Annotated in this window: 19 protein-coding genes; 11 read left to right on the forward strand and 8 right to left on the reverse strand. The window is 61.0% G+C overall.

Annotated features, from left to right (window positions below; genetic code table 11):
- The first annotated feature begins 29 nt into the window (after positions 1-29).
- The gene (locus tag GIV35_RS05505) at positions 30-1,661 is read left to right on the forward strand and encodes an AMP-binding protein (protein WP_223023456.1); all 1,632 of its coding nucleotides are present in this window, start codon (positions 30-32) and stop codon (positions 1,659-1,661) included.
- Positions 1,662-2,306: 645 nt separating this feature from the next.
- Here GIV35_RS05505 and GIV35_RS05510 read toward each other — a convergent pair.
- Genes GIV35_RS05510 through GIV35_RS05520 form a run of 3 tightly spaced genes read right to left on the reverse strand, consistent with a single transcriptional unit; the run spans position 2,307 to position 4,598 of the window.
- Positions 2,307-3,206 (reverse strand): hydroxymethylglutaryl-CoA lyase, encoded by a 900-nt coding sequence (locus GIV35_RS05510; RefSeq protein ID WP_105227197.1) that lies wholly within the window; start codon positions 3,204-3,206, stop codon positions 2,307-2,309.
- A 16-nt stretch (positions 3,207-3,222) separates the two neighbouring features.
- The gene (locus tag GIV35_RS05515) at positions 3,223-3,615 is read right to left on the reverse strand and encodes a MerR family transcriptional regulator (protein WP_003192195.1); all 393 of its coding nucleotides are present in this window, start codon (positions 3,613-3,615) and stop codon (positions 3,223-3,225) included.
- Positions 3,616-3,668: 53 nt separating this feature from the next.
- Positions 3,669-4,598 carry a LysR family transcriptional regulator gene (locus GIV35_RS05520; RefSeq protein ID WP_116665187.1) on the reverse strand — a complete coding sequence of 310 codons (930 nt, stop codon included), beginning with the start codon at positions 4,596-4,598 and terminating at the stop codon, positions 3,669-3,671.
- A gap of 151 nt (positions 4,599-4,749) precedes the next feature.
- Here GIV35_RS05520 and GIV35_RS05525 point away from each other — a divergent pair, with 151 nt between their 5' ends.
- Positions 4,750-5,979, forward strand: a complete 1,230-nt coding sequence (locus GIV35_RS05525) for an acyl-CoA dehydrogenase (protein ID WP_105227195.1) — start codon at positions 4,750-4,752, stop codon at positions 5,977-5,979.
- Between the two features lie 130 nt (positions 5,980-6,109).
- Here GIV35_RS05525 and GIV35_RS05530 read toward each other — a convergent pair whose 3' ends face one another.
- Positions 6,110-7,441 (reverse strand): substrate-binding domain-containing protein, encoded by a 1,332-nt coding sequence (locus tag GIV35_RS05530; RefSeq protein ID WP_236265571.1) that lies wholly within the window; start codon positions 7,439-7,441, stop codon positions 6,110-6,112.
- A gap of 194 nt (positions 7,442-7,635) precedes the next feature.
- Positions 7,636-8,448: an exodeoxyribonuclease III gene (xthA, locus tag GIV35_RS05535; RefSeq protein WP_057974927.1), complete on the reverse strand. Its 813-nt coding sequence runs from the start codon at positions 8,446-8,448 to the stop codon at positions 7,636-7,638.
- A gap of 168 nt (positions 8,449-8,616) precedes the next feature.
- On the opposite strand from xthA, the gene GIV35_RS05540 reads away from it, so the two are divergent.
- From GIV35_RS05540 to GIV35_RS05570, 7 genes are all read left to right on the forward strand, one after another.
- Positions 8,617-9,267 (forward strand): GNAT family N-acetyltransferase, encoded by a 651-nt coding sequence (locus tag GIV35_RS05540; RefSeq protein WP_034127911.1) that lies wholly within the window; start codon positions 8,617-8,619, stop codon positions 9,265-9,267.
- A 64-nt stretch (positions 9,268-9,331) separates the two neighbouring features.
- Positions 9,332-11,059, forward strand: a complete 1,728-nt coding sequence (locus GIV35_RS05545; protein ID WP_223024291.1) for an autotransporter assembly complex protein TamA — start codon at positions 9,332-9,334, stop codon at positions 11,057-11,059.
- On the forward strand, positions 11,059-14,745 hold the full coding sequence (locus GIV35_RS05550) for a translocation/assembly module TamB domain-containing protein (protein ID WP_236304256.1): 3,687 nt from the start codon (positions 11,059-11,061) through the stop codon (positions 14,743-14,745). The genes GIV35_RS05545 and GIV35_RS05550 overlap by 1 nt, the downstream gene beginning before the upstream one ends.
- A 236-nt stretch (positions 14,746-14,981) precedes the next feature.
- Positions 14,982-15,455: a MarR family winged helix-turn-helix transcriptional regulator gene (locus GIV35_RS05555; RefSeq protein ID WP_014718945.1), complete on the forward strand. Its 474-nt coding sequence runs from the start codon at positions 14,982-14,984 to the stop codon at positions 15,453-15,455.
- Entirely contained in the window at positions 15,452-16,903 is a 1,452-nt protein-coding gene (locus tag GIV35_RS05560) for an efflux transporter outer membrane subunit (protein WP_236304257.1), read from the forward strand. Before GIV35_RS05555 ends, GIV35_RS05560 begins: the two co-directional genes overlap by 4 nt.
- Positions 16,904-16,918: 15 nt before the next feature.
- Positions 16,919-18,118: an HlyD family secretion protein gene (locus GIV35_RS05565; RefSeq protein ID WP_034127907.1), complete on the forward strand. Its 1,200-nt coding sequence runs from the start codon at positions 16,919-16,921 to the stop codon at positions 18,116-18,118.
- Complete coding sequence (locus GIV35_RS05570) at positions 18,118-19,647, forward strand: DHA2 family efflux MFS transporter permease subunit (RefSeq protein ID WP_236265146.1); 1,530 nt, start codon at positions 18,118-18,120, stop codon at positions 19,645-19,647. Before GIV35_RS05565 ends, GIV35_RS05570 begins: the two co-directional genes overlap by 1 nt.
- Positions 19,648-19,796: 149 nt before the next feature.
- On the opposite strand, the gene lpxH is transcribed toward GIV35_RS05570, so the two are convergent.
- On the reverse strand, positions 19,797-20,546 hold the full coding sequence (gene lpxH, locus GIV35_RS05575) for a UDP-2,3-diacylglucosamine diphosphatase (protein ID WP_014718941.1): 750 nt from the start codon (positions 20,544-20,546) through the stop codon (positions 19,797-19,799).
- Positions 20,543-21,046: a peptidylprolyl isomerase gene (locus tag GIV35_RS05580; protein WP_003174772.1), complete on the reverse strand. Its 504-nt coding sequence runs from the start codon at positions 21,044-21,046 to the stop codon at positions 20,543-20,545. Before GIV35_RS05580 ends, lpxH begins: the two co-directional genes overlap by 4 nt.
- Positions 21,047-21,283: 237 nt before the next feature.
- Between GIV35_RS05580 and GIV35_RS05585 the strand changes: the two genes are divergently transcribed.
- Both GIV35_RS05585 and cysS read left to right on the forward strand, forming a co-directional pair.
- On the forward strand, positions 21,284-22,984 hold the full coding sequence (locus tag GIV35_RS05585) for a glutamine--tRNA ligase/YqeY domain fusion protein (RefSeq protein ID WP_003192174.1): 1,701 nt from the start codon (positions 21,284-21,286) through the stop codon (positions 22,982-22,984).
- Positions 22,985-22,999: 15 nt separating this feature from the next.
- Complete coding sequence (gene cysS / locus GIV35_RS05590; RefSeq protein ID WP_236265145.1) at positions 23,000-24,382, forward strand: cysteine--tRNA ligase; 1,383 nt, start codon at positions 23,000-23,002, stop codon at positions 24,380-24,382.
- A gap of 78 nt (positions 24,383-24,460) precedes the next feature.
- Here cysS and GIV35_RS05595 read toward each other — a convergent pair whose 3' ends face one another.
- A complete protein-coding gene (locus tag GIV35_RS05595) occupies positions 24,461-24,754 on the reverse strand; it encodes a hypothetical protein (RefSeq protein ID WP_232914648.1) in 294 nt (97 codons plus the stop codon).
- Positions 24,755-24,758: the final 4 nt, after the last annotated feature.

Raw genomic sequence — 24,758 nt, forward strand, 5'->3', positions numbered from 1 at the left:
AACCTACAAAAAAGATAACAGGGGTCGTTATGGATCAACCGAACCAGAGTTACAGCCGTGGCTCCCAGGACAAGGCCTTGCTGGCCATGACCATTGGCCAGGCATTCGATCGCACCGTCGCTCAGCATCCAGATGGCGAAGCCTTGGTGGTGCGCCACCAGCAGCAGCGCTACACCTGGCGGCAGCTGGCCGAGACGGTTGAGCTGCACGCCCGCGCGTTCCTCGCCTTGGGCATGCAAACCGGCGACCGCCTGGGTATCTGGGCACCTAACTGTGCCGAGTGGCTGATCTGCCAGGTGGCGAGCGCCAAGCTCGGGGTGATCCTGGTCAATATCAACCCGGCCTATCGCAGCAGCGAGTTGGACTACGTGCTCAAACAATCCGGCTGCCAATGGCTGGTATGCGCCGGCTCGTTCAAAAGCTCCGATTACCACGCCATGCTCCAGGCGTTGAAGCCCGACTTGCGCGGCCTTATCAGCCTCGACCCCAGCCCGCCGCCGGAATTCATGCCCTGGTCGCAGTTGGCGGCCCTTGGCGCAGGCGTGCCGTCCGAGCAACTGCACAGCCGCCAGGCCAGCCTGCATTTCGATCAACCCGTGAATATCCAGTACACCTCCGGCACCACCGGCTTCCCCAAGGGCGCCACCCTCAGTCACCACAACATCCTCAATAACGGTTACATGGTCGGTGAAAGCCTGGGCCTGACGGCAGGGGACCGCCTGGTGATCCCGGTGCCGCTGTATCACTGCTTCGGCATGGTCATGGGGAACCTCGGTTGTATCACCCACGGCGCCACCATGATCTACCCCAATGACGGCTTCGACCCGCTGCTGACGCTGAGCGCCGTCGCCGAAGAACAAGCCACTGGCTTATATGGCGTGCCGACCATGTTCATCGCGCTGCTTGATCACCCACGCCGAGCCGAGTTCGACTTGTCCAGCCTGCGCACCGGGATCATGGCCGGGGCGACATGCCCGATCGAGGTGATGCGTCGGGTCATCCATGAGCTGCACATGGGGGAGGTGCAGATTGCCTATGGCATGACTGAAACCAGCCCGGTGTCGCTACAGACCGGCGCAGATGACGATATCGAGCGGCGTGTTACCACGGTGGGCCGCACCCAACCGCAACTGGAAACCAAGATTGTCGACGAGGCCGGTAACACTGTGGCGCGTGGTGTGATCGGTGAGTTATGCACCCGAGGCTATAGCGTGATGCTCGGTTACTGGAACAACCCTGAAGGCACCCGCGAGGCAATTGATGAGGCTGGCTGGATGCACACCGGCGACCTGGCGACCATGGATGAGCAGGGTTACGTGTGCATTGCCGGGCGTAACAAGGACATGATCATTCGCGGTGGCGAGAACGTTTACCCGCGGGAGCTGGAAGAGTTTTTCTTTACTCATCCGGCCGTGGCGGACGTGCAGATCGTTGGCATCCCGGATGAGCGTTATGGCGAAGAGATTGTTGCCTGGATCAAGTTCCATCCCGGTCAGGTGGCCAACGAGCTGGAGTTGTTGAGCTGGTGCAAGGACCGCATCGCCCATTTCAAGACGCCCAGGCATTTCAAATTCGTGGATGAGTTTCCGATGACAGTGACGGGCAAGATCCAGAAGTTTCGCATGCGCGAGATTTCCATCCAGGAGCTGCAAGCGCACTGACAACATCAAACCCCTGTGGGAGCTGGCTTGCCTGCGATGGCGGCCTGACTGCCGGCCCACATCTACCTGATACCCCGCGAACCTGCTGTGCCACCAAAATAGTGAAACCCAGAAAGCACAAAGGGGACCCGAAGGTCCCCTTTAATTTGTCGTTGCGTGCTCTTTTCTTATTATTGAGGGGCGGCCTGTTGTTGTTTTTGGTAGCCGTGGCCCGTACCGCTTTTTTGGCGACCCCCATCCGGGGTCAAGAGCAAACGTATTTTTTTGAACGCTGACCTGCTTCTTCGTAAACGATCCAACCAGTGGGTAGCTACCTGAGGTAGTTTTATTTTTCTCTATCCGGTTGCGGGTTGCGGCATGCCGTACCCTGGGAAGCACATCTTCTCCAAAAAAATCTGTTAGCTGCGTCTCTGCCGTGTTGTTTTTGTTATGTCAGAGTCGTTTCGTCTTATTTTTATTAGGTTTGGCGCTTTTTATTCTTGTTATGCCATAGAGATAGCAGAAGGCGTGCCAACTTTATAAAAGCCTTTAAAATCAATTGCTTGGTTTTTTGGTCAGTATTTTCTTTCAGTCTGCACGGCGGATTTTGTTCCCGCGTTACCCGTTACGTCGGTGTGCGGTAACACATTGTCACAGCTGTGCTACTCACCCGGCGTTACGCACCTTCGCCACGCGGGACCCCGTTGGCCGTCCCAGCACCTGGCTGATCTGCTGGCCGGCGCCAATCAAGCGTTCCAGGTCGATGCCCGTGTCGATACCCAGGCCGTTGAGCAGGTACAGCACGTCCTCGGTGGCGACGTTACCGCTGGCGCCTTTGGCGTATGGGCAGCCGCCCAGGCCTGCGATTGAGCTGTCGAACACCGTGATGCCCTCCAGCAGGCTGGCATAGATGTTGGCGATGGCCTGCCCGTAGGTGTCATGGAAATGCCCGGCCAGCTTGTCCCGTGGCACTTGCGCGCCGACCACTTCGAACAGGCGCCGGGTAGCGCCCGCCGTGCCGGTACCGATGGTGTCGCCCAAGGACACTTCATAGCAGCCCATGGCATACAGCTCGCGGGCGACCGCCGCCACTTGCTCCGGGGCGATATCGCCTTCATAGGGGCAACCCAGTACACAGGACACATAGCCGCGCACGCTGACGCCGTGCTGCTTGGCGGCGGCCATGATCGGTGCGAAGCGCTCCAGGCTCTCGCTGATGGAACAATTGATATTGCGCTGGGAGAACGCCTCGGACGCCGCCGCAAACACCGCGACTTCCTTGACCCCGGCCGCCAGCGCATCCTCGAACCCGCGCAGGTTCGGTGCCAGTGCGCCATAGGTCACGCCGGGCTTGCGCTGGATCTGCGCAAATACCTCGGCGGAGCCGGCCATTTGCGGCACCCACTTGGGGGAAACAAAACTGCCGACTTCGATATAGCTCAAGCCAGCGGCGCTCAAGGCGTCTACCAATCGGACTTTATCCGCCACGCTGATGGGCTGGGCTTCGTTCTGCAAACCGTCGCGCGGGCCGACTTCAACCAGGCGTACGTGGGAGGGGAGGGACATGGCAGTTACCTTCTGGTCAATGGCCGGCTTGGCTGATGGTCTGCGCCAGGGCCTGGGTGCAACGCTCTTCAGCGGTGTCCAGTTCCAGCTTCATCTGTTCGATATCCAGCAGTTGCTGTTCCAACTGTTCACGGCGTTCGGCGATCTTGGCCAGCATGCTGTTGAGTTGGATCTGGTTGCCGCCGGTGGGGTCGTAGAGTTCGATCAGTTCGCGGCATTCGGCCAGGGAGAAGCCGATGCGCTTGCCACGCAGGATCAGCTTGAGGCTGACCTTGTCCCGCGCCGAGTAAATGCGCTCCTGGCCCCGACGTTCGGGGGCCAGCAGGCCTTGTTCTTCATAGAAACGAATGGCGCGGGTGGTGATGTCGAGCTCGCGGGCGAGGTCGGAGATGCTGTAGGTGGTACTCATGGCGGTGCTCAAGGAAGTCTTGGCGCTAAGCTAATTGCAGGTTGACGTAAACGTCAAGGCTGCAGGACTTTCTTTTCCTGGGCCGTCACCTGCTGGCACAACTCGATCATCTGCTCACGCATCCAGCGGTTCGCCGGGTCCTGGTCGGTGCTTTCGTGCCAGTACAAATGGGTTTCCACCGGCGGCACGCTGTTGACTGGCAGTTGGAACCAGTGCAATTCATGACGGCGAGCGAAACGCTCGGGCACGGTCATCACCATGTCGGTCTGTTGCAGCACCTGGGAGGCCATCAGGTAATGCTGGGAACGCAGGGCGATCTTGCGCTGAATGCCCATCTTGCCCAAGGCCAGGTCCACATAGCCCAAACCGTTGCGGCGGCTGGAGATATGGATATGGGTCAGCGACAGGTAATCATCCAGCGTGAATTTATCCTTGCCCGCCATCGGGTGGCCCTTGCGCATGGCACACACGTAGCGGTCTTCCATCAGCTTGACATGACGCACCTGCGGGTCGGTGTTGAGCGGCGCATCCACGGCAAAATCCAGGCGCCCGGCGGCCAGTTCCTTGGTGGTTTCGCGGCGTTTGGACAGGAAACTCTCGATTACCACGGTCGGCGCCAGGCGACGCAGGCGCTGGAACAGCAGCGGCAGGATCACGGCCTCGGTCAGGTCGGTCATGCTGATACGGTAGGTCTTGGCCGCCTGCTGCGGGTTGAAGATGCGGCTTTCCTGCACCGACACGCGCAGCAACGACAACGCATTGCGCACCGGGCCGATGATGTTCTGCGCCATGGGCGTGGGCACCATGCCTTGGGCGGTGCGCACGAACAGCGGGTCGTTGAAGGTTTCGCGCAACCGTGCCAGGGCGTTGGACACCGCCGGCTGGGTGATACCGACAATCTGCCCGGCGCGGGTCAGGTTGGCTTCGGTGTAGATCGCATCAAAGACGATGAAGAGGTTGAGATCGACCTTGCTCAGATTCATTTCGTTGCGCTCTTATTGTGAGGTGCTCATACGCCGATCATATATCGGTGATGAATGTTAATACACGGCGAGAATAGGCTAGGTAAATTATCAGCGCTGTTCTAGCATCGAATGCATGACCTAAACAACCTCTCAGAGAAGGGAGCTGCTCATGGATTTCGCCTATTCGCCCAAGGTTCAGGAACTGCGTGAACGCGTCACTGCGTTCATGGACGCTTATGTCTACCCGGCCGAACCGGTGTTCGAACGCCAAGTCAGCGAAGGTGATCGCTGGCAGCCCACGGCGATCATGGAAGAACTCAAGGCCAAGGCGAAGGCCGAGGGCTTGTGGAACCTGTTCCTGCCGGAATCCGAACTGGGCGCTGGCCTGACCAACCTTGAATATGCACCCTTGGCGGAAATCATGGGCCGCTCGTTGCTGGGCCCCGAGCCATTCAACTGCTCGGCTCCCGACACCGGCAATATGGAAGTGCTGGTGCGCTACGCCAACGAAGAACAGAAACAGCGCTGGCTCGAACCCTTGCTGCGCGGCGAGATTCGTTCCGCCTTTGCCATGACCGAACCGGATGTGGCGTCCTCGGACGCCACCAACATGGCCGCCCGCGCCGAACGCCAGGGCGACGAGTGGGTGATCAACGGCAAGAAGTGGTGGACCTCCGGCGCCTGCGACCCGCGCTGCAAGATCCTGATCTTCATGGGCCTGAGCAACCCCGATGCGCCGCGTCACCAGCAGCACTCGATGATCCTGGTGCCAGTCGATACCCCAGGCGTGAAGATCCTGCGGCCGCTGCCGGTATTCGGCTACGACGATGCGCCCCACGGCCATGCCGAAGTGCTGTTCGACAATGTGCGTGTGCCTTATGAAAACGTGTTGCTGGGCGAAGGCCGTGGCTTCGAGATCGCCCAGGGGCGCCTTGGCCCAGGCCGCATCCACCACTGCATGCGTTCGGTCGGTATGGCCGAACGCGCATTGGAGTTGATGTGCAAACGCTCGGTCAGCCGCACTGCCTTCGGCAAGCCTTTGGCGCGGTTGGGCGGCAATATCGACAAGATCGCCGACTCACGCATGGAAATTGACATGGCCCGCCTGCTGACCTTGAAAGCGGCGTACATGATGGACACCGTGGGCAACAAAGTGGCGAAAAGCGAAATCGCCCAGATCAAGGTGGTGGCACCGAATGTGGCCTTGAAGGTCATTGATCGCGCGATCCAGATGCACGGCGGTGCCGGGGTGTCCAACGACTTCCCGCTGGCCTATATGTACGCCATGCAACGCACCCTGCGCCTGGCCGACGGCCCGGACGAAGTGCACCGTGCGGCGATTGGCAAGTTCGAGATTGGCAAATATGTGCCTCGGGAATTGATGCGCGGCGGGCACTAACACCGCGTCGCCTGTATTCGCGAGCAAGCCCGCTCCCACACTCGACCGCATTCTCAAGTTGGAAATCGGTCAAGTGTGGGAGCGGGCTTACTCGCGAAGAGGCCAGTGCCAACCACACAAAACTCAAGCCTCAGTACACCCAAACCTCCACCCGCCGATTCTTGATCCGGCCTTCATCCGCAGTATTGGCCGCCACCGGCATCTGCGCGCCAAACCCGCGAATATCCTTGAGCACCACGCCGCTCTTGACCAACTCCCGGCGTACTGCCATCGCCCGCAACTTCGATAGCAGCGCCGCACGTTGCGGATCATTCTTGGTGTCGCCAAACCCCACCAGCGTCACCTGTTTATTCAGCTTGCCGTGGCTTCTGATATAGGCGACCACGCGCTGCACATCCTGGCGCGCCTTATTGTCGAGGCTGGCGCTGCCCTCGTCGAAACGAAAATTCACCGTCAGGCGCTGAGCGTCTCGGGCGATGGCCTGGTAATCGTCGGGCATCGACGGGCGCGGCGCCACACCGATCGCTTGCACCTGCTGGGCGATAAAGCCATTGGCAGCCACAATCGCCTGGCCCTTGCTGCCTTGGGTAAACTCCACCAACGCCTTGGCCCATGGGTTGCGGGAAGAGGGCGGCAAGTAGAAGAACAGCCGACGTGACAGCGGGTAATCCTCGGTGGCGATCAGGCTGGTCAGCGGCAACATCGGTTGCGAGTCGCCGTCGGCAATCGCCACCGCCTTGGCCTGGCGCACAGAGGGCAGGCCGATAAAACCGATGCCCTGGGGGTCCTGGCTCACCGCATCGGAAAGCTGTTCACTGGATTCAAAGCGCTTGGCCGACGGTGCAAGCGGTTGGCCGCGGCGGCTCAGCACCAGTTCCCGGAAGGTGTCGAAGGTGCCGGATTGATCATCCCGGGCATATAAATGAATGGTCCCGCCTGTACCTCCCAGTGCCTCCCAGGTGTTGACCTCGCCGTTGAAGATTTGCGCCAATTGCTCGGTATTGAGGCTATTGAGCGGGTTGCGCGGGTTGACGATGATTGCCAGGCCATCAATGGCGATCACATGCTCGGCGCCTGGGGTTTTCAAGTCCCCCAGGATATCGAGGTCCACCAACTCGCTGTCTTTGATCGGGCGGGACGCTGCGGCGAGGTCGGCGCGGTTGTTTTTCAGCGCCGCAAAGCCGGTGCTGGAACCGTGGGCCGCGACCTCGATGGTGACCGTCTTGCCTTGGCGTGTCTTGCCAACCACGCGCTGTTCATTCGCCCCGGCACCCGGTTCAGCACGCACATCCTGCAAACCCTGATACTCCATCAAGCCTTTGACCAGCGCCGGGCCGAGTGCCGCGCCGACGGTGTTGGAGCCCTGGATGCGCAGGGCCGGGCCTTGGTCGGGAATGGGCAGAGGGGCCGCCACGGCGGGGAGTGCGATTGCAAAACACAGGAACAGAACGCGCAGCATCATGCCGGCACCTTCTTAGGCCAAAGGGAGTGCCGGGAGATTAAGTCAGGCAGATAGCAGGAGTATTACAGGCACACTGCAAGGCAAATGTGGGAGCTGGCTTGCCTGCGAAAGCATTAGTGCAGCAGCAGGTGCGGTGACTGACACACCGCCTTCGCGGGCAAGCCCACACATTCAGATCTTCACCAAGCCAACTGTCAGCTCAGTTCCAACCAGATCGGCGCATGGTCCGACGGTTTCTCCAACCCGCGCAGGTCGTAATCCACCCCCGCATCCTTGACCCGTGGCACCAACCCGGTGGATGCCATGATCACATCAATGCGCAGCCCGCGCTTGGGCTCGTCCTCAAAGCCACGGCTGCGGTAATCGAACCAGCTGAAGCGGTCGGTCACGTCCGGGTTGAGGTGGCGGAAGCTGTCCACCAGGCCCCAGTTCTTCAAGCGTGCCATCCATTCGCGTTCTTCCGGCAGGAAGCTGCACTTGCCGGTTTTCAGCCAGCGCTTGGCATTGTCGGCGCCGATGCCGATGTCGCAGTCCTCAGGGGAAATGTTCACGTCGCCCATCACCACCAGCGCCTGGTCATTGCTGAACTGGCTTTCCAGCAATTGCTGCAAGTCTTCATAGAAGCGCTGCTTGGCCGGGAACTTGGTTGGGTGGTCGCGGCTTTCGCCCTGGGGGAAGTAGCCGTTCATGATGGTCACTGGGTGGCCGTTTTCGTCGGCGAAGGTGCCCCAGATAAACCGGCGCTGGGCGTCTTCTTCATCGCTGGCAAAGCCTTTGTGCACGCTCAACGCTTCTTTGCGCGAAAGCAGGGCCACGCCGTAGTGGCCTTTCTGCCCGTGGTAGTACACGTGATAACCCAGGGCCTGCACTTCGGCCAACGGGAACTGATCATCGTGGACCTTGGTTTCCTGCAAACCGATCACGTCCGGTTGATGCTTTTCAATCAGCGCCGCCAACTGATGAGGGCGAGCACGCAGCCCGTTGATATTGAAGGAGACGATTTTCATGGTCGGCAGTCCAGTCTGGCAAAAGGGCGATGCTAGCCGACAAGTCGGATGGGGGCCAGCGTGGCGGCAGGATGAATGCGCTGCTAATGTCTGGGAACGACTGGAGCTGTGCAGGTTCGTACCCATAAGAACGCCACGTTTGAGTGGCGCCCAGGGAGATTGACTGTTATGCCAGACACTTCGACGGCCACTGCCGAAATCCGCCTGCTCAATAGCGGCTACTCCCGTGAAGCGCGATCCCTGCTGTACCAGGCGTATCGCCATGAGCCGACCTTTGCCTACATCTTCGAAGCCGAGCGGGCGGGCTATGAGCAGCGAGTACGTGCCACTGTGCGCGAACTGGTCAAGCAGCATTTTTTCCAGAAGCTCCCGGCCATCGGCCTGTTCGTCAACGACCGGCTGATCGGCATTGCCCTGATTGCACCGCCCCAGCGGCGCCTGGGCATCACCGAAAGCTGGGCCTGGCAAATCCGCATGTGGCTGAGCACCGGCGTGCGCGGTACGCGGCGTTATCTGGAATACCATCATGCGGTCATGGCGTGCCTGCCCAACACGTCTGTGCATGTGCTGCCGCTGCTGGGCATTCACCCGCAGTTCCAGGGCAAGCACCATGGTGAGCAGTTGCTGGAGGCGGTACACAATTGGTGTGCCGACGACCCGCATTCATCCGGCGTGGTGCTCGACACCGGCAACTCCCGCTACCTCGATTTCTACAAGCGACAGGGCTATGAGGAAATCGGCGAAGTCGCCGTAGGGCCGGTGCGCGAGCATGTGTTTTTCCATCCCAATCCCCAGGCGTTACATCCTGCAACGGCTTGAGACAGAATTATTCAGACTAATCCGGGTTCATAGTTCCTCTCTCGCTCGTGTAGCATCCGCGCCTATGAAGTTTCCAGGAAGATTTACCAGCGGCTTGATTCTGCTGTTCACGAGCTGTGGCGCATTGGCGCAAAGCGAACTGGACGTGCGGATCAAACCCTCGAACGACGCGCTGAAAGCCAACATCGAAGGCTATATCGGCGGGGTGGGCGATCGTGATGAAGAAGCCTTGCTGCGGTTCAGCCGTGGCGCCGAGGAGCAGGCGCGCAAAGCCGCGCAGGCCCTGGGCTACTATCAGCCGCAGATCAACAGCGAGGTGAAGGGCGGCAAGAACCCGCGCCTGACGCTCACCATCGACCCCGGCGAGCCGGTGCACTTGCGCGACGTCACCATAAGGGTCGATGGCCAGGCCGCGAGCCTCAAGGCGTTTCGCGTGCCCGCCAGCGACGACCTCAAGCCCGGCGCCGTGCTCAATCACGGCCATTACGAAGACGCCAAGCGCCTGATCCAGAACCAGGCCTCGCGCTACGGGTTTTTCAGCGGGCGCTTCACCAGCCAGAAACTTGCCGTAGACCCTCAAGCGGGCGTGGCCGACATCGAACTCATTTACGACAGCGGCCCACGCTACAGCATGGGCAAGGTCAGCTTCACCGGCGACACGCCCTTTGATGAAGAGCTGTTGCAGCGCATGGTGCCGTTCAAACCCGGCACACCCTATGACTCCGAACTCGTCGCGGAACTCAACCAGAACCTGCAAGCCAGTGGCTTCTTCGAAGGCGTGCGCGTCGACGCCAGCCCCACCGCCGCCACCGATGACGTGATCCCGGTGGCGGTGCAACTGGACACCCGCAAGCCGCGCACCATGGGCCTGGGCCTGGGTTATTCCACTGACGTCGGCCCACGGGGCAAAGCCAATTGGACGCGCCATTGGGTCAACCCCCAAGGCCACAGTTATGGCTGGGAAGCCGAACTGTCGGCGCCACGGCAGAACGTCGGGCTGTGGTACGACATCCCGCTCGACCCGCCGCTCACCGACAAGTTGCGCTTTGCCGGCGGCTATCAAAATGAAGAGATCGCCAACACCGACACCCTGAGCAAGTTGCTCACCATCGGCCCCGAATGGCACAGCAAGTTGCCCAGTGGCTGGACGCGGGTGATCTCCCTCAAGTACCAGCGCGAAGAATATCGCCTGGGCAATGACTCGGGCCTGAGTAACCTTCTGATGCCTGGCGTGAGTTATTCCTACTTGCGCAGTGACAACCGCATCGACCCGCACCATGGCTACCGCCTGATGTTCGACACCAAGGTCGCCAAAGAGGGCCTTGGGTCCGACACCAACCTGCTTTACGGCACAGCGACGGTCAAGGGCCTGACCACCTTGTGGGACAACCACCGCTTCCTGGGCCGTGCGCAATTTGGCGGCAGTGCCACCAATGGCTACAAATCCGTGCCTCCTTCCTTGCGCTTCTTCGCCGGTGGTGACCAGAGCGTGCGCGGCTACGAGTACCAGACGCTATCGCCCGAGAACGATCGCGGCGACCGTATCGGCGGCCGCTACATGGTGGCCTTGAGCGCTGAGTATCAATATTCCATCACCGATAAATGGCGTATCGCGACCTTTGTCGACCAGGGCAACTCCTTCAACAACCTGGACTTGCCCAGCCTGAAAACCGGCGTGGGTGTCGGCGTGCGCTGGGTGTCGCCGGTGGGGCCGATTCGCCTCGACCTGGCCCATGCCCTCGAAGATCCGGGCGGCATTCGCTTGCACTTTTCCATGGGGCCTGAGCTGTGATGCGTGGTTTGAAAATCGCGGGGCTGGCGTTGGTTGCCATCCTCGCCTTGCTGTTGTTGGCGCTGTGGTCAGTGCTTGGCACCCAGGCGGGCAGTCGCTGGGCCTTGGGCCAGGTGCCAGGTTTGAGCGTGGAAAATTTCCAGGGGCGCCTGGGCGGGCAGTGGAGTGCCGATCATTTGCTGTGGCAGCAGGATGGCAGCCGCGTCGAGCTGAATGCACCGACGTTTGACTGGTCGCCCGGCTGCCTGCTGCGCATGACCCTGTGCATCAACCGACTGGATGTGGAACAGGTCAGCCTGGAATTCGCCCCCAGTGCCGAAGAGAGCGACAGCGGGTCGATTCAACTGCCCGACCTGAAGCTGCCGGTTTCTCTCCGGTTGGGCGATGTGCGCATTGGCAGCCTGCTGTTCAACGGCAATGAAGAACTCAAGGGCCTGCAACTGGTGGCGCACTGGACTACCGCCGGCCTGCAGATCGACTCGGTGCATCTGCAGCGCGACGAGCTGGTACTGGACCTCGCCGGTCTGCTGCAACCCAGCGGCGATTGGCCGTTGAATGCCACCGGTAATCTGAGCTTGCCCTATGCGCCGGGGGGCGCGCCCTGGACCATTGCCCTCAAGCTCGAGGGCGACTTGCTCAAGACCCTCAAGCTCGACGCCGACAGCAGCGGCTACCTGCCGGCCAAGCTCACTGGCGAGCTGCAACCCCTGGTGGAAAACCTGCCGGCGCAGGTGCACATCACCTCCGAGTCGTTCAAACCCAGCGCAGACCTGCCCGATACCTTGCAACTCAACCAACTGGACTTGAACGCTAAAGGCGACCTGAGCAATGGCTACCAGTTGCTGGGCAAGGCCGTGCTACCGGCCGAAAACGGCCCGGTGGATTTACTGCTCAAGGGTAAGGTTGACGCCAAGGGCGCACAGATTGCCGGCCTGGACCTGACGGCGGGTGACAAGCAAAGCCTCAAGCTCAGTGCCAACCTGGACTGGCAACAAGGCTTCAGCGCGGACGCCAGGATCGACTGGCTGGACTTCCCCTGGCATCGCCTCTATCCGGTCATTGACGAACCGCAAGTGGCCTTGCGCACCTTCAACGGTGAAATCTCCTATAAAGACGGCAACTACCTGGGCAATCTCAAGGCCGACCTCGACGGCCCGGCGGGCAAGTTCAATGTGGTCACCCCCTTCAGTGGCGACCTCAAGCAGGTCTTCCTGCCTGAGCTGAAACTGAGTGCCGGCCAAGGCAAGGCCGAAGGCCACCTGAACCTGCAATTTGCCGACGGCATTGCCTGGGACACCGCCCTGGATCTGTCGGCGCTGAACCCGGCCTACTGGGTCGCAGAGTTGCCCGGCACCCTGGCCGGGCCGCTGCGCAGCAAAGGCGAGTTCAAGAACGAACAACTCAAGCTCAACGCTGACCTCGACCTCAAGGGCCGCCTGCGCGGGCAAACCGCTGTGTTGGCGGCCAAGGCCGAAGGCGCCGGCGAACAATGGACCCTCGCCAACCTGGATATCCGCCTGGGCGACAACCGCATCAACGGCAGCGGCAGCCTGCAACAGCGTCTGGCCGGGCAGATCGACATCAAGCTGGCGCGCCTGGCCCAGCTCTGGCCGCAACTGCGCGGGCAAATCAACGGGCGTGTCGAGGTGGCCGGCACCTTGAAAGCCCCTCAAGGCAAGCTCGACCTCAAGGGTCAGCAACTGGCCTTTGCCGACAACCGTCTGCAAACCCTCAACCTGGACGCCAACCTTGATAGCGCCCAGCGCGCCAAGCTCGACCTCAAGGCCAACGGCATTCAAAGCGGCGAGACGCAAGTCGGCAACCTCACCGCCAGCGCCCAAGGCGATATCAAGAACCAGAAAGTCCAGCTGGCGCTGACTGGCCCGCTGGTAAAACTGGCCCTGGCCCTGGACGGCAACCTCGATAAAGACAACTGGCGCGGGCGCCTGGCCAGTGGCGATGTGCAAGCCGGTGGCCAGGACTGGCGGCTGCAAACCCCGGCGAAGATCGAACGCCTGGCCGATGGCAAGCTGACCTTCGGTGCGCACTGCTGGGTCTCCGGTGGCGCCAGCCTGTGTGGGGAAGACCAGCGCCTGATGCCCGAGCCGAAGTTGCGTTACCACCTCAAGCAATTCCCTCTCGACAGCCTCGCGGGGTTCTTGCCCAAAGACTTCGCCTGGCAGGGCAGGCTCAACGCCGATGTGCAACTCGACTTGCCTCAGAGCGGCCCAAAAGGTGTGGTCGCGGTGGACGCCAGTGGCGGCACCTTGCGCGTGCGCGACAAGGGCCAGTGGCTGGATTTCCCCTACGACACCTTGAAACTGGAAACCACCCTCAATCCCAAGCGCATCGACACCCAGCTGAATTTCCGTGGCGGCAAGCTTGGCCAATTGTTGTTGCAGGCGCAGATCAATCCGCTGCCGAGCAACAAGCCGATCACCGGCAATTTCAGCCTTACGGGTCTGGACCTCGCCGTAGCGCGGCCCTTTGTGCCCATGGTGGAAAAACTCAGCGGCAAACTCAACGGCAATGGCCGCATCTCCGGCGGTTTGCTCGCGCCCCTGGTCAACGGCAACCTTAACCTGGTGGACGGCGAAGTCTCCGGGCCGGAACTGCCCATCAGCCTCGAAGGCCTGAACTTGCAGGCGCAAATCGCCGGCGAAAGCGTGCAGCTCAACGGCGGCTGGCGCAGCGGCAAGGCCGGCCAGGGTAGCCTTACGGGCCAGATCGACTGGGGCCGCGCCCTGGTGGTCGACCTCAGCCTCAAAGGCTCGCAACTGCCGGTCACCGTGGAGCCCTACGCCAAGCTGGAAGTGGGGCCCGACCTGAAAATCAGCCTCAAGGACGACAAGCTGGCGATCGCCGGCAAGGTCCATATCCCCCGTGGCGACATCACCGTGCGCGAGTTGCCGCCGTCGACCGTCAAGGTTTCCGACGACACGGTGATCATCGGCAGCCAGACCGAAGAGGGCAAACCGCCAATGGTCATGGCCATGGATATCGACGTGGAGGTGGGCGAGGACCAGCTCAACTTCGCCGGCTTCGGCCTCACCGCCAAGGTCCAGGGCCACGTGCACATCGGCGACAACATGGACACCCGTGGAGAGCTGTGGCTCAACGACGGCCGCTACCGCGCCTACGGCCAGCGCCTCAACGTGCGCCGTGCACGCCTGTTGTTTGCCGGGCCGCTGGACCAACCGTTCCTGGATATCGAGGCGGTGCGCGTGGTGGTCGAATCGTCCCGCACCGTGACCGCCGGTATTCGCCTGAGCGGCAGCGCTGAACAACCGACCACGCAAATCTTCTCCGAGCCGGCCATGGCCCAGGAAGATGCGTTGTCATACCTGGTGCTGGGCCGTTCGCGCACCAACACCGGCGAAGACAACAACATGCTCGCCGAAGCCGCCCTGGGCCTGGGCCTGATGGGCAGCGCTGGCGTGACCTCGGATATTGCCAATAAGCTGGGCATCCAGGACTTTGATCTGGACACCCAGGGTACGGGTAACAGCACCGCCGTGGTGGCCAGCGGCAAGATCAACGAGAAGCTCAGCTTGCGTTATGGGGTAGGGGTGTTCGAACCGGCTAACACCATTGCCTTGCGCTACCTGCTGAGCAAGAAGGTGTACCTGGAAGTGGCCACGGGCGTAGCGAGTTCCCTGGATATCTTCTACAAGCGCGATTTCTGACCGGTATCCGGTAAAAATGTGGGAGGGGGCTTGCCCCCGATAGCGGTGGGTCAGCGACAAACAAGTTGACTGACATACTGTTATCGGGAGCAAGCTCCCTCCCACATTTGGTTTTCATGTCACTCCAGTCTTCGACCAACTACCAAGCAACCTAATTATTCCATTTGACATTCGCTGCCTAAGCAGTAACATCTCGTCACACATTCGCTGCCTAGGCAGTAATAAGGTGACTTTCGATGCCTCACTTCACCCCTGACAACTTCCACAACTGCCACCTCGGCCTGTTGCTGGGCCGCGCCGCGATCCTCAAGGACCGCATCATCGACACCCATATGGAACCCCACGGCATCACGGCCGCGCAGTTCAAGGTGTTGATCATCATGGCCCAGTTCGGCGTCGATACCCCGGCGGAGCTGTGCCGCAACCTGTCCCTGGACAGCGGTTCGATGACGCGCATGCTCGACCGGCTGGAGCAAAAAGACCTGCTCAGCCGCAAGCGCTCCGAGCTGGATCGCCGCCAGGTGCAGTTGGTGCTGACCGCCGAGGGCCAGCGCCTGGCGGACATGCTGCCGCACATTGGCGCCAAGGCCCTTAACCAGTTGGCCGGCGTGCTTGAGCCGGGCGAGCTGGAAACCCTGGAACGGATCCTGAAGAAAATGCTGATCGCTGCGGGTGACCCCATCACGATCCAGCGGGTAGGTAGATCATGAACACACGCGCATTCAGCCTGGTGCTGGCGGCGATGACGTTGGCCGGTTGTGCCAACTACAGCGGCCTCGACACCCAGGGCCAGCGCCTCGACGCCAATACCCTGCACACCGGCAAATCCCTGAGCGGCGTGACGCTGTCGAGCGCCGCCTGGCCGGCCGCTGACTGGTGGAAAAGCCTGGGCGACCCACAGCTTGACGGCCTGATCCAGGAAGCCCTGCAGAACAGCCCCGACATGCAAGTCGCCGACGCCCGCGCCCACCAGGCCGAAGCGGCGGCCTATGCCGCCAACGCCGCCCGTATGCCGACCCTGGATACCAGCGCCGGCGTGAGCCGTTCGCGCCTGGCCAAGGACCAGGACCCACGCGGGCAGGGCGATGCCTATTCGACGGTGCGCAACATCGGCGCCAGCTTCAATTACAACTTCGACCTGTGGGGCGGCCAGCGCGCCGCCTGGGAAGCGGCGTTGGGCGAGGCCCGTGCTGCCGAAGTCGACCAGCAGGCCGCGCGCCTGACACTGGCCGCGAACGTGGCCAAGGCTTACAGCGACCTGGGCCAGGCCCATATCGTGCGTGACCTGGCCGTGGATGACCTCAAGCGTACCCGCCAGATGCTTGACCTGAGCAAGCGCCGCCTGAGTTCCGGTATCGACAGCGAGTATCAGTTCCAGCAGACCGAGAGCCTGGAAGCCAGCTCCCAGTCGCAACTGATTGACGCGGAAAAACAGCTGCAAAGCGCCAAGATCGCCCTCGCCGTGTTGCTCGGTAAAGGCCCGGACCGCGGTGACGAGTTGGCTCGCCCAGCGGTGCTCAAACCCAGCGCCGTGGCCGTGCCGGCGGTGTTGCCAGCCGAGCTGCTCGGTCGTCGCCCGGACCTGGTTGCCGCACGCTGGCGAGTAGAGGCCGCGAGCAAGAACATCGACGCCAGCAAGACCCGCTTCTACCCCAACCTCAACCTGAGCGCGAGCGCCGGTGCCGAGTCGTTGTTGGGCGACGCGATGTTCGGTTCGGCCAGCCGCTTCTTCAACATTGCGCCGACCATCTCGCTGCCGATCTTCGACGGCGGCCGTCTGCGAGCCGACCTCGACGCCCGCGACGCCGACTACGACCTGGCCGTGGCCCAGTACAACAAAACCCTGGTGCAAGCCTTGGGCGATATCGGCAACAGCCTGTCCCAACTGCGCGACACCGGGCGGCAGATCCAGGCCCAGCAACATGCCGCCGACATCGCGCAGCAGTCCTACGACACCGGGGTGCAACGCTACAGCTCAGGCATCGGTAACTACCTGGATGTGCTCAGCATCGAGCAGCAATTGCTGCAGGCCCAGCGTCAGTTGGCCACCTTGAATGCGGCGCAGATCGACCTGTCGATTCAATTGATGCAGGCCCTGGGTGGCGGGTACCACGCCAACAGCTTGGCCGCGACCACCCCAGCTACACGCACGGAATAATTTGAGGTATTTGTCATGGCCACTGCCGACAGCAACAACGCAACCGAACAACCCAAAGACACCAACCCCCGCAAACGCAAAGTGATGCTGATCGGCCTGGCGCTCATCGTCATCCTGAGTGTGGTGGGCGTGTGGGCCTGGTATGAGTTCTACGGGCGCTTCAATGAAAGCACCGACGACGCCTATGTGAACGGTAACGTGGTGGAAATCACCCCGCTGGTCACTGGCACCGTGGTCAGCATCGGCGCCGACGATGGCGACCTGGTGCATGAAGGCCAGGTGCTGATCAACTTCGACCCCAACGACGCCGCCGTCGGCCTGCAAAGTGCCCAGGCCAACCTGGCCCGCACCGTGCGCCAGGTACGCGGCCTGTACAGCAACGTCGATGGCATGAAAGCCCAGGTCAATGCGCAGAAGGCCGATGTACAAACCGCCCAGGACAACTACAACCGCCGCAAGACCCTGGCCCAGGGCGGCGCGATTTCCCAGGAAGAACTGTCCCACGCTCGCGACAGCCTGACCGCCGCCAAGAACGCCTTGACCAACCTTGAGCAACAACTCAAAACCACCAATGCCCTGGTGGATGACACGGTGATTTCGTCCCACCCCGATGTGCAAGCGGCCGCCGCGCAACTGCGCCAGGCGTACCTGACCAATGCGCGCAGCACCTTGATCGCGCCGGTCACCGGCTATGTGGCCAAGCGCACCGTGCAACTGGGCCAGCGCGTCCAACCGGGCACCGCGCTGATGGCGGTGATCCCGCTGGACCAGCTGTGGATCGATGCCAACTTCAAGGAAACCCAACTGCGGGATATGCGCATCGGCCAGCCGGTGGATATCGAGTCCGACATCTACGGCAGCGACGTGAAGTACAGCGGCACCGTCGACAGCCTTGGCGCCGGCACGGGCAGCGCATTCGCCTTGCTGCCCGCGCAGAACGCCACCGGCAACTGGATCAAGATCGTGCAGCGGGTACCGGTGCGCATCCATATCAACGCCGAAGAGCTGGCCAAACACCCACTGCGAGTGGGCTTGAGCACCGTGGTCAACGTAGACCTGCACGACCAGAGCGGCCCGGTGCTGGCGCAACAGGCGCCGCAAAAAGCCTCGTTCACCACCAACGTGTATGACCGCCAATTGGCCGAGGCCGATGCCATGATCAACCAGTTGATCCATGACAACAGCGTCGCCGCTCCCAAGGCTGCGCAACGCTGATGAGCAATAACGCCTCGTTCACGCCACCCAGCCTGTTGATGGCCACTATTGGCCTGTCGCTGGCGACCTTCATGCAGGTGCTCGACACCACCATCGCCAACGTGGCGTTGCCGACGATCTCCGGCAACCTGGGGGTGAGTTCGGAGCAGGGCACCTGGGTGATCACTTCGTTTGCGGTGAGCAACGCCATTGCCTTGCCGCTCACCGGCTGGTTGAGCCGACGCTTTGGTGAGGTGAAGCTGTTCCTGTGGGCGACCATTCTGTTTGTGCTGGCCTCGTTCCTGTGCGGGATCTCCACCTCGATGCCCGAATTGATCGGCTTTCGTGTGCTGCAAGGCTTGGTCGCCGGGCCGTTGTACCCGATGACCCAGACGCTGCTGATTGCGGTTTATCCCCCGGCCAGGCGCGGCATGGCCCTGGCGTTATTGGCGATGGTCACGGTGGTGGCGCCGATTGCCGGTCCCATCCTCGGCGGCTGGATCACTGACAGCTACAGCTGGCCGTGGATCTTTTTCATCAACGTGCCCATTGGTATCTTCGCCGTGATGGTGGTGCGCTCGCAGTTGAAGAAACGTCCGGTGGTCACCAGTTATCAGCCGATGGATTACGTCGGGTTGTTAAGCCTGATCGTCGGGGTCGGCGCCTTGCAGATCATCCTCGACAAAGGCAATGACCTGGACTGGTTCGAGTCCAACTTCATCATCATTGGTGCGGCCATTTCGGTGGTTGCCCTGGCGGTGTTCGTGATCTGGGAGATGACCGACAAGCACCCGGTGGTCAACCTGCGGCTGTTCGCGCACCGTAACTTCCGGATCGGCACCATTGTGTTGATCCTCGGTTATGCGGGCTTTTTCGGCATCAACCTGATCCTGCCGCAATGGTTGCAGACACAGATGGGCTACACCGCCACCTGGGCCGGGCTGGCGGTGGCACCGATCGGCATTTTGCCGGTGCTGATGTCGCCTTTCGTGGGCAAGTACGCGCACAAGTTCGACCTGCGCCTGCTGGCGGGCCTGGCGTTCCTGGCGATTGGCTTGAGCTGCTTCATGCGCGCCGGCTTCACCAACGAAGTGGACTTCACCCACATCGCCATGGTGCAGCTGTTCATGGGCATCGGCGTGGCGCTGTTCTTCATGCCGACCTTGAGCATCCTGATGTCCGACCTGCCGCCGCACCAGATTGCCGACGGCGCCGGGCTGGCGACCTTCCTGCGTACCTTGGGCGGCAGCTTCGCGGCCTCGCTGACCACCTGGATCTGGATCCGTCGGGCCGATCAGCACCATGCCTACATGAGCGAGAACATGACCGTCTACGACTCGACCACCCGCGATGCGTTGCAGGCGCTGGGCGGGGCAGGGCAGAAGGCCTATACCCAACTGGACCAGATTCTCACCAGCCAGGCGTACATGATGTCCACCGTGGATTACTTCACGTTGCTGGGGTGGATGTTCATGGGCTTGATGTTGCTGGTGTGGCTGGCCAAGCCGCCGTTCACGGCGAAGGCCGGGCCTGCGGCTTCGGGGCACTGATCATAAGGTCAGCGCGGTCCCTGTGGGAGCTGGCTTGTGTGGGAGCTGGCTTGCCTGCGATAGCATCACCTCGGTGCATCTGATACACCGAGGTGTCTGCATCGCAGGCAAGCCAGCTCCCACAGGTTGATCGGTGTTGTGTCAGAGGTTTAGGCGCCAGGCAACGCCAACTGCGGGTTGACGAAGTCAAACGCCGCCAGCTGAAACCCTTGCTCATCCACCTGCAGCGCCCAGCCTTGCTTGTCCCAGTCCCCCAGCACAATGCGCTTGGCCGCCTGGTCGCCGATCTGCAACTTATGGATGGCGGGGCGGTGCGTATGGCCGTGGACCAGGGTGCGCACGCCGAACTGCTGCATCACCCGTGGCACTTCTTCGGGGGTGACATCGACAATGTCGTTGGCCTTCATGCGCACTTGAGCGCTGCTCTCACTGCGCAACTTGCGCGCCAGTTTGTGACGCGTGCCCAAGGGCAGGTGGCGCAGGATAAACAGTACAACCGGGTTACGCAGGATGCGCCGCAGCTTCATATAGCCGAGGTCGCGGGTGCAGAGGCTGTCGCCGTGCATCAACAGCACTGGCTCGCCATACAACTGCACGACCGTCGGGTCCTTGAGCAAGGTAGCGCCTGCCGCTTTGCAGAACGCCTTGCCGATCAGGAAATCACGGTTGCCGTGCATGATGAAAATCGGGGTACCGCTGTCGCTCAGCTCACGCAGAGCCGCGCAGATGGAACGCTGGAAGGGGGTCATGCCATCGTCGCCAATCCAGGCTTCGAAGAAGTCCCCCAGAATGTACAACGCCTGGGCGCCACGGGCGCGGCCGTGGAGCAGATCCAGAAACGCCCGGGTGATGTCCGGGCGCTCCTCTTCCAGATGCAAATCTGAAATCAGCAATATCACCCAACGATCTCGGCTTTCTCGACGATCACGTCTTCGGCTGGAACGTCCTGGTGACCGGCCTTGGAGGTGGTCGATACGCCTTTGATCTTGTCGACAACGTCGGTGCCTTCGGTGACTTTACCGAACACCGCGTAGCCCCAACCCTGCACGTTCTTGCCGCTGTGGTTCAGGAAGGCGTTGTCGGCGACGTTGATGAAGAACTGCGCGGAGGCCGAATGCGGCTCCATGGTACGGGCCATGGCGACGGTGTACTTGTCGTTGGAAAGGCCGTTGTCCGCTTCGTTCTGGATGCTTGGACGCTTGTCTTTCTTCTCTTTCATGCCCGGCTCGAAACCGCCGCCCTGGATCATGAAGTTACCGATGACGCGGTGGAAAACAGTGTTTTCGTAGTGGCCGGCTTTGACGTATTCGATGAAGTTGGCGACGGTGATCGGCGCTTTCTCGGCGTTCAGCTCGATAACGATGTCACCGTGGTTGGTGGTCAGTTTGACTTGAGTCATGTTCGCTACTCTTTTCAGGGAATTCGTGGGTGTGGGCGCCTGGGCACCTTACCTGTCTGGCTAAACGACGGCCAAGGCGCGCAGTTTAGCGTGCCCTGCGGGAATTTCGAGGTGGTTTTTTACCGCCCGGGCAATTAATTGGCCGCGCTCTGTATGTGTCTTGACTGCTTCGGCTATTATGAGCCCTTTGTTTTATCTGGCCCCACCTGGCCACGCACCTGTCTGTTCAAGGATCCTATGAGCAAGCCCACTGTCGACCCTACCTCGAATACCAAGGCCGGACCTGCCGTCCCGGTCAATTTCCTTCGCCCGATCATCCAGGCGGACCTGGATTCGGGCAAGCACACGCAGATCGTCACCCGTTTCCCACCTGAGCCCAACGGCTACCTGCATATCGGCCACGCCAAGTCGATCTGTGTGAACTTCGGCCTGGCCCAGGAGTTCGGTGGCGTCACGCACCTGCGTTTCGACGACACCAACCCGGCCAAGGAAGACCAGGAATACATCGACGCCATCGAAAGCGACATCAAGTGGCTGGGCTTCGAATGGTCCGGTGAAGTGCGCTATGCCTCCAAGTATTTCGACCAGTTGTTCGACTGGGCTGTCGAGCTGATCAAGGCCGGCAAGGCCTATGTGGACGACCTGACCCCGGAGCAGGCCAAGGAGTACCGTGGCACGCTGACCGAGCCGGGCAAGAACAGCCCGTTCCGCGACCGTTCGGTGGAAGAGAACCTGGACTGGTTCAACCGTATGCGCGCCGGCGAATTCCCGGACGGCGCCCGCGTGCTGCGCGCCAAGATCGACATGGCCTCGCCGAACATGAACCTGCGTGACCCGATCATGTACCGCATCCGCCATGCCCATCACCACCAGACCGGTGACAAGTGGTGCATCTACCCCAACTACGACTTCACCCACGGTCAGTCGGACGCCATCGAAGGCATCACCCACTCCATCTGCACCCTGGAGTTCGAAAGCCATCGCCCGCTGTACGAATGGTTTCTGGACAGCCTGCCGGTACCGGCGCACCCGCGTCAGTACGAGTTCAGCCGCCTGAACCTGAACTACACCATCACCAGCAAGCGCAAGCTCAAGCAACTGGTCGATGAAAAGCACGTGCATGGCTGGGATGACCCGCGCATGTCGACCCTGTCGGGCTTCCGTCGCCGTGGCTACACGCCGGCGTCGATCCGCAACTTCTGCGACATGGTCGGCACCAACCGTTCCGACGGCGTGGTCGATTTCGGTATGCTGGAATTCAGCATCCGTCAGGACCTCGACGCCAACGCCCCGCGTGCCATGTGCGTGCTGCGCCCGTTGAAAGTCGTGATCACCAACTACCCGGAAGGCCAGGTCGAGAACCTCGAACTGCCGCGTCACCCGCAGAAAGAAGAGCTGGGCGTACGCAAATTGCCGTTCGCCCGCGAGATCTACATCGACCGTGACGACTTCATGGAAGAGCCGCCAAAAGGCTACAAGCGCCTGGAGCCGAACGGCGAAGTGCGCCTGCGCGGCAGCTACGTGATCCGTGCGGACGAAGCGATCAAGGACGCCGACGGCAACATCGTCGAGCTGCGCTGCTCGTACGATCCGGACACCCTGGGCAAGAACCCTGAAGGCCGCAAGGTCAAGGGTGTGGTCCACTGGGTGCCGGCCGCTGCCAGCATCGAATGCGAAGTGCGCCTGTACGATCGTCTGTTCCGCTCGCCAAACCCTGAGAAGGCTGAAGACAGCGCGAGTTTCCTCGACAACATCAACCCTGATTCCCTGCAAGTACTCACTGGTTGTCGTGCCGAGCCATCGCTTGGCGACGCACAGCCGGAAGACCGTTTCCAGTTCGAGCGCGAAGGCTACTTTTGCGCGGATATCAAGGACTCGAAACCAGGCGCTCCGGTATTCAACCGTACCGTGACCTTGCGAGATTCGTGGGGCCAGTGATTTAAGGGAAACATCGTGCTAACGATCTACAACACGCTCAGCAAGACCAAAGAAGTCTTCAAGCCGCTGGACGGCAACAAGGTGCGCATGTACGTGTGCGGCATGACCGTGTACGACTACTGCCACATCGGCCACGGCCGCAGCATGGTTGCCTTCGACCTGGTGACCCGCTGGTTGCGTTTCAGCGGCTATGACTTGACGTACGTGCGCAACATCACCGACATCGACGACAAGATCATCAACCGTGCCAACGAAAACGGCGAGTCGTTCGACGCGCTGACCGAGCGCATGATCGCCGCCATGCACGAGGACGAGGCGCGCCTCAACATCCTCAAGCCGGACATGGAACCGCGTGCCACGGACCACATCCCGGGCATGCACGCGATGATCCAGACCTTGATCGACAAGGGCTACGCCTACGCCCCAGGCAACGGCGACGTGTACTACCGCGTCGCCAAGTTCATGGGCTACGGCAAGCTGTCGCGTAAAAAGATCGAAGACCTGCGCATTGGTGCGCGTATCGAAGTCGATGAAGCCAAGCAGGACCCGCTCGACTTCGTACTGTGGAAAGGTACCAAGCCGGGCGAGCCGAGCTGGGAGTCGCCCTGGGGCGCCGGGCGTCCGGGCTGGCACATCGAATGCTCGGTGATGTCCACTTGCTGCCTGGGCGAGACCTTTGACATTCATGGCGGCGGCAGCGACCTTGAGTTCCCGCACCACGAAAACGAAATCGCCCAGAGCGAAGCCGCCACAGGCAAGACCTACGCCAACGCCTGGATGCACTGCGGCATGATCCGCATCAATGGCGAGAAGATGTCCAAGTCCTTGAACAACTTCTTCACCATCCGCGACGTGCTGGAAAAGTACCACCCGGAAGTGGTGCGTTACCTGTTGGTGTCGAGCCACTACCGCAGCGCCATCAACTACTCCGAAGACAACCTCAAGGACGCCAAGGGCGCCCTGGAGCGTTTCTACCACGCGTTGAAAGGTTTGCCATCGGTTGCGCCTGCTGGTGGCGAAGCGTTCGTGGCACGCTTTACCGAAGTCATGAACGACGACTTTGGTACGCCGGAAGCCTGCGCAGTGCTGTTTGAGATGGTGCGTGAGATCAACCGCTTGCGCGAGGCCGATATCGACGCAGCGGCGGGCCTGGCAGCACGCCTGAAAGAACTGGCCAGCGTGCTGGGCGTGTTGCAGATGGAAGCGGATGACTTCCTGCAAGCGGGCGCTGAAGGGCGTGTGGATGCGGCGCAAGTGGATGCGTTGATCCAGGCGCGTTTGGCTGCTCGGGCTAACAAGGACTGGGCGGAATCCGACCGTATCCGCGACCAACTGACCGCGATGGGTGTGGTGTTGGAAGACGGGAAGGGTGGGACGACGTGGCGGTTGGCTGACTGACGGTTGAAAGCTGCACGCTGAATAAAAAAATGCCCCGACTGGATCGGGGCTTTTTTTTACAAAAAATAGCGATGTCACTTAGCGTTTCCACCACCAGTTCAAGTCGCGTTTAACTGGGAGTGCGAGTGCATGCAGTATGAAGAACGCTAGTGCGATCCAGCCAATGATTGGATAGTTTTCAATGACTTCTGGATGAGTGCCGAAGTATAAGTATTTGTCAAATTGAGCGATTTCCATATGTGTCATCATAAAGAAAATATTGACTGCTAAGCTGATATAGATTTTGGTATATCCAAGTCCTTTGCCGGAGAAGATAACTCTAAGCCAGTAAGCGAATAAAAGCCCCAGTGGTGAGAGTATTAGAAAAGCCATAATA

This window comes from Pseudomonas sp. PA-1-6B (genome assembly GCF_021609545.1).
In the GTDB taxonomy this organism is placed as follows: domain Bacteria; phylum Pseudomonadota; class Gammaproteobacteria; order Pseudomonadales; family Pseudomonadaceae; genus Aquipseudomonas; species Aquipseudomonas fluorescens_BV.

Coding starts and splice junctions, on each gene's coding strand:
- GIV35_RS05525 (WP_105227195.1), top strand. CDS start 4,750: ATGGATTTCGCCTATTCGCCCAAGGTTCAGGAACTGCGTGAACGCGTC.
- GIV35_RS05550 (WP_236304256.1), top strand. CDS start 11,059: ATGCGTGGTTTGAAAATCGCGGGGCTGGCGTTGGTTGCCATCCTCGCC.
- GIV35_RS05510 (WP_105227197.1), bottom strand. CDS start 3,206: ATGTCCCTCCCCTCCCACGTACGCCTGGTTGAAGTCGGCCCGCGCGAC.
- GIV35_RS05595 (WP_232914648.1), bottom strand. CDS start 24,754: ATGGCTTTTCTAATACTCTCACCACTGGGGCTTTTATTCGCTTACTGG.
- GIV35_RS05585 (WP_003192174.1), top strand. CDS start 21,284: ATGAGCAAGCCCACTGTCGACCCTACCTCGAATACCAAGGCCGGACCT.
- GIV35_RS05565 (WP_034127907.1), top strand. CDS start 16,919: ATGGCCACTGCCGACAGCAACAACGCAACCGAACAACCCAAAGACACC.
- GIV35_RS05540 (WP_034127911.1), top strand. CDS start 8,617: ATGCCAGACACTTCGACGGCCACTGCCGAAATCCGCCTGCTCAATAGC.
- GIV35_RS05515 (WP_003192195.1), bottom strand. CDS start 3,615: ATGAGTACCACCTACAGCATCTCCGACCTCGCCCGCGAGCTCGACATC.
- GIV35_RS05520 (WP_116665187.1), bottom strand. CDS start 4,598: ATGAATCTGAGCAAGGTCGATCTCAACCTCTTCATCGTCTTTGATGCG.
- GIV35_RS05545 (WP_223024291.1), top strand. CDS start 9,332: ATGAAGTTTCCAGGAAGATTTACCAGCGGCTTGATTCTGCTGTTCACG.
- GIV35_RS05530 (WP_236265571.1), bottom strand. CDS start 7,441: ATGATGCTGCGCGTTCTGTTCCTGTGTTTTGCAATCGCACTCCCCGCC.
- GIV35_RS05560 (WP_236304257.1), top strand. CDS start 15,452: ATGAACACACGCGCATTCAGCCTGGTGCTGGCGGCGATGACGTTGGCC.
- GIV35_RS05505 (WP_223023456.1), top strand. CDS start 30: ATGGATCAACCGAACCAGAGTTACAGCCGTGGCTCCCAGGACAAGGCC.
- GIV35_RS05555 (WP_014718945.1), top strand. CDS start 14,982: ATGCCTCACTTCACCCCTGACAACTTCCACAACTGCCACCTCGGCCTG.
- GIV35_RS05570 (WP_236265146.1), top strand. CDS start 18,118: ATGAGCAATAACGCCTCGTTCACGCCACCCAGCCTGTTGATGGCCACT.
- xthA (WP_057974927.1), bottom strand. CDS start 8,448: ATGAAAATCGTCTCCTTCAATATCAACGGGCTGCGTGCTCGCCCTCAT.
- GIV35_RS05580 (WP_003174772.1), bottom strand. CDS start 21,046: ATGACTCAAGTCAAACTGACCACCAACCACGGTGACATCGTTATCGAG.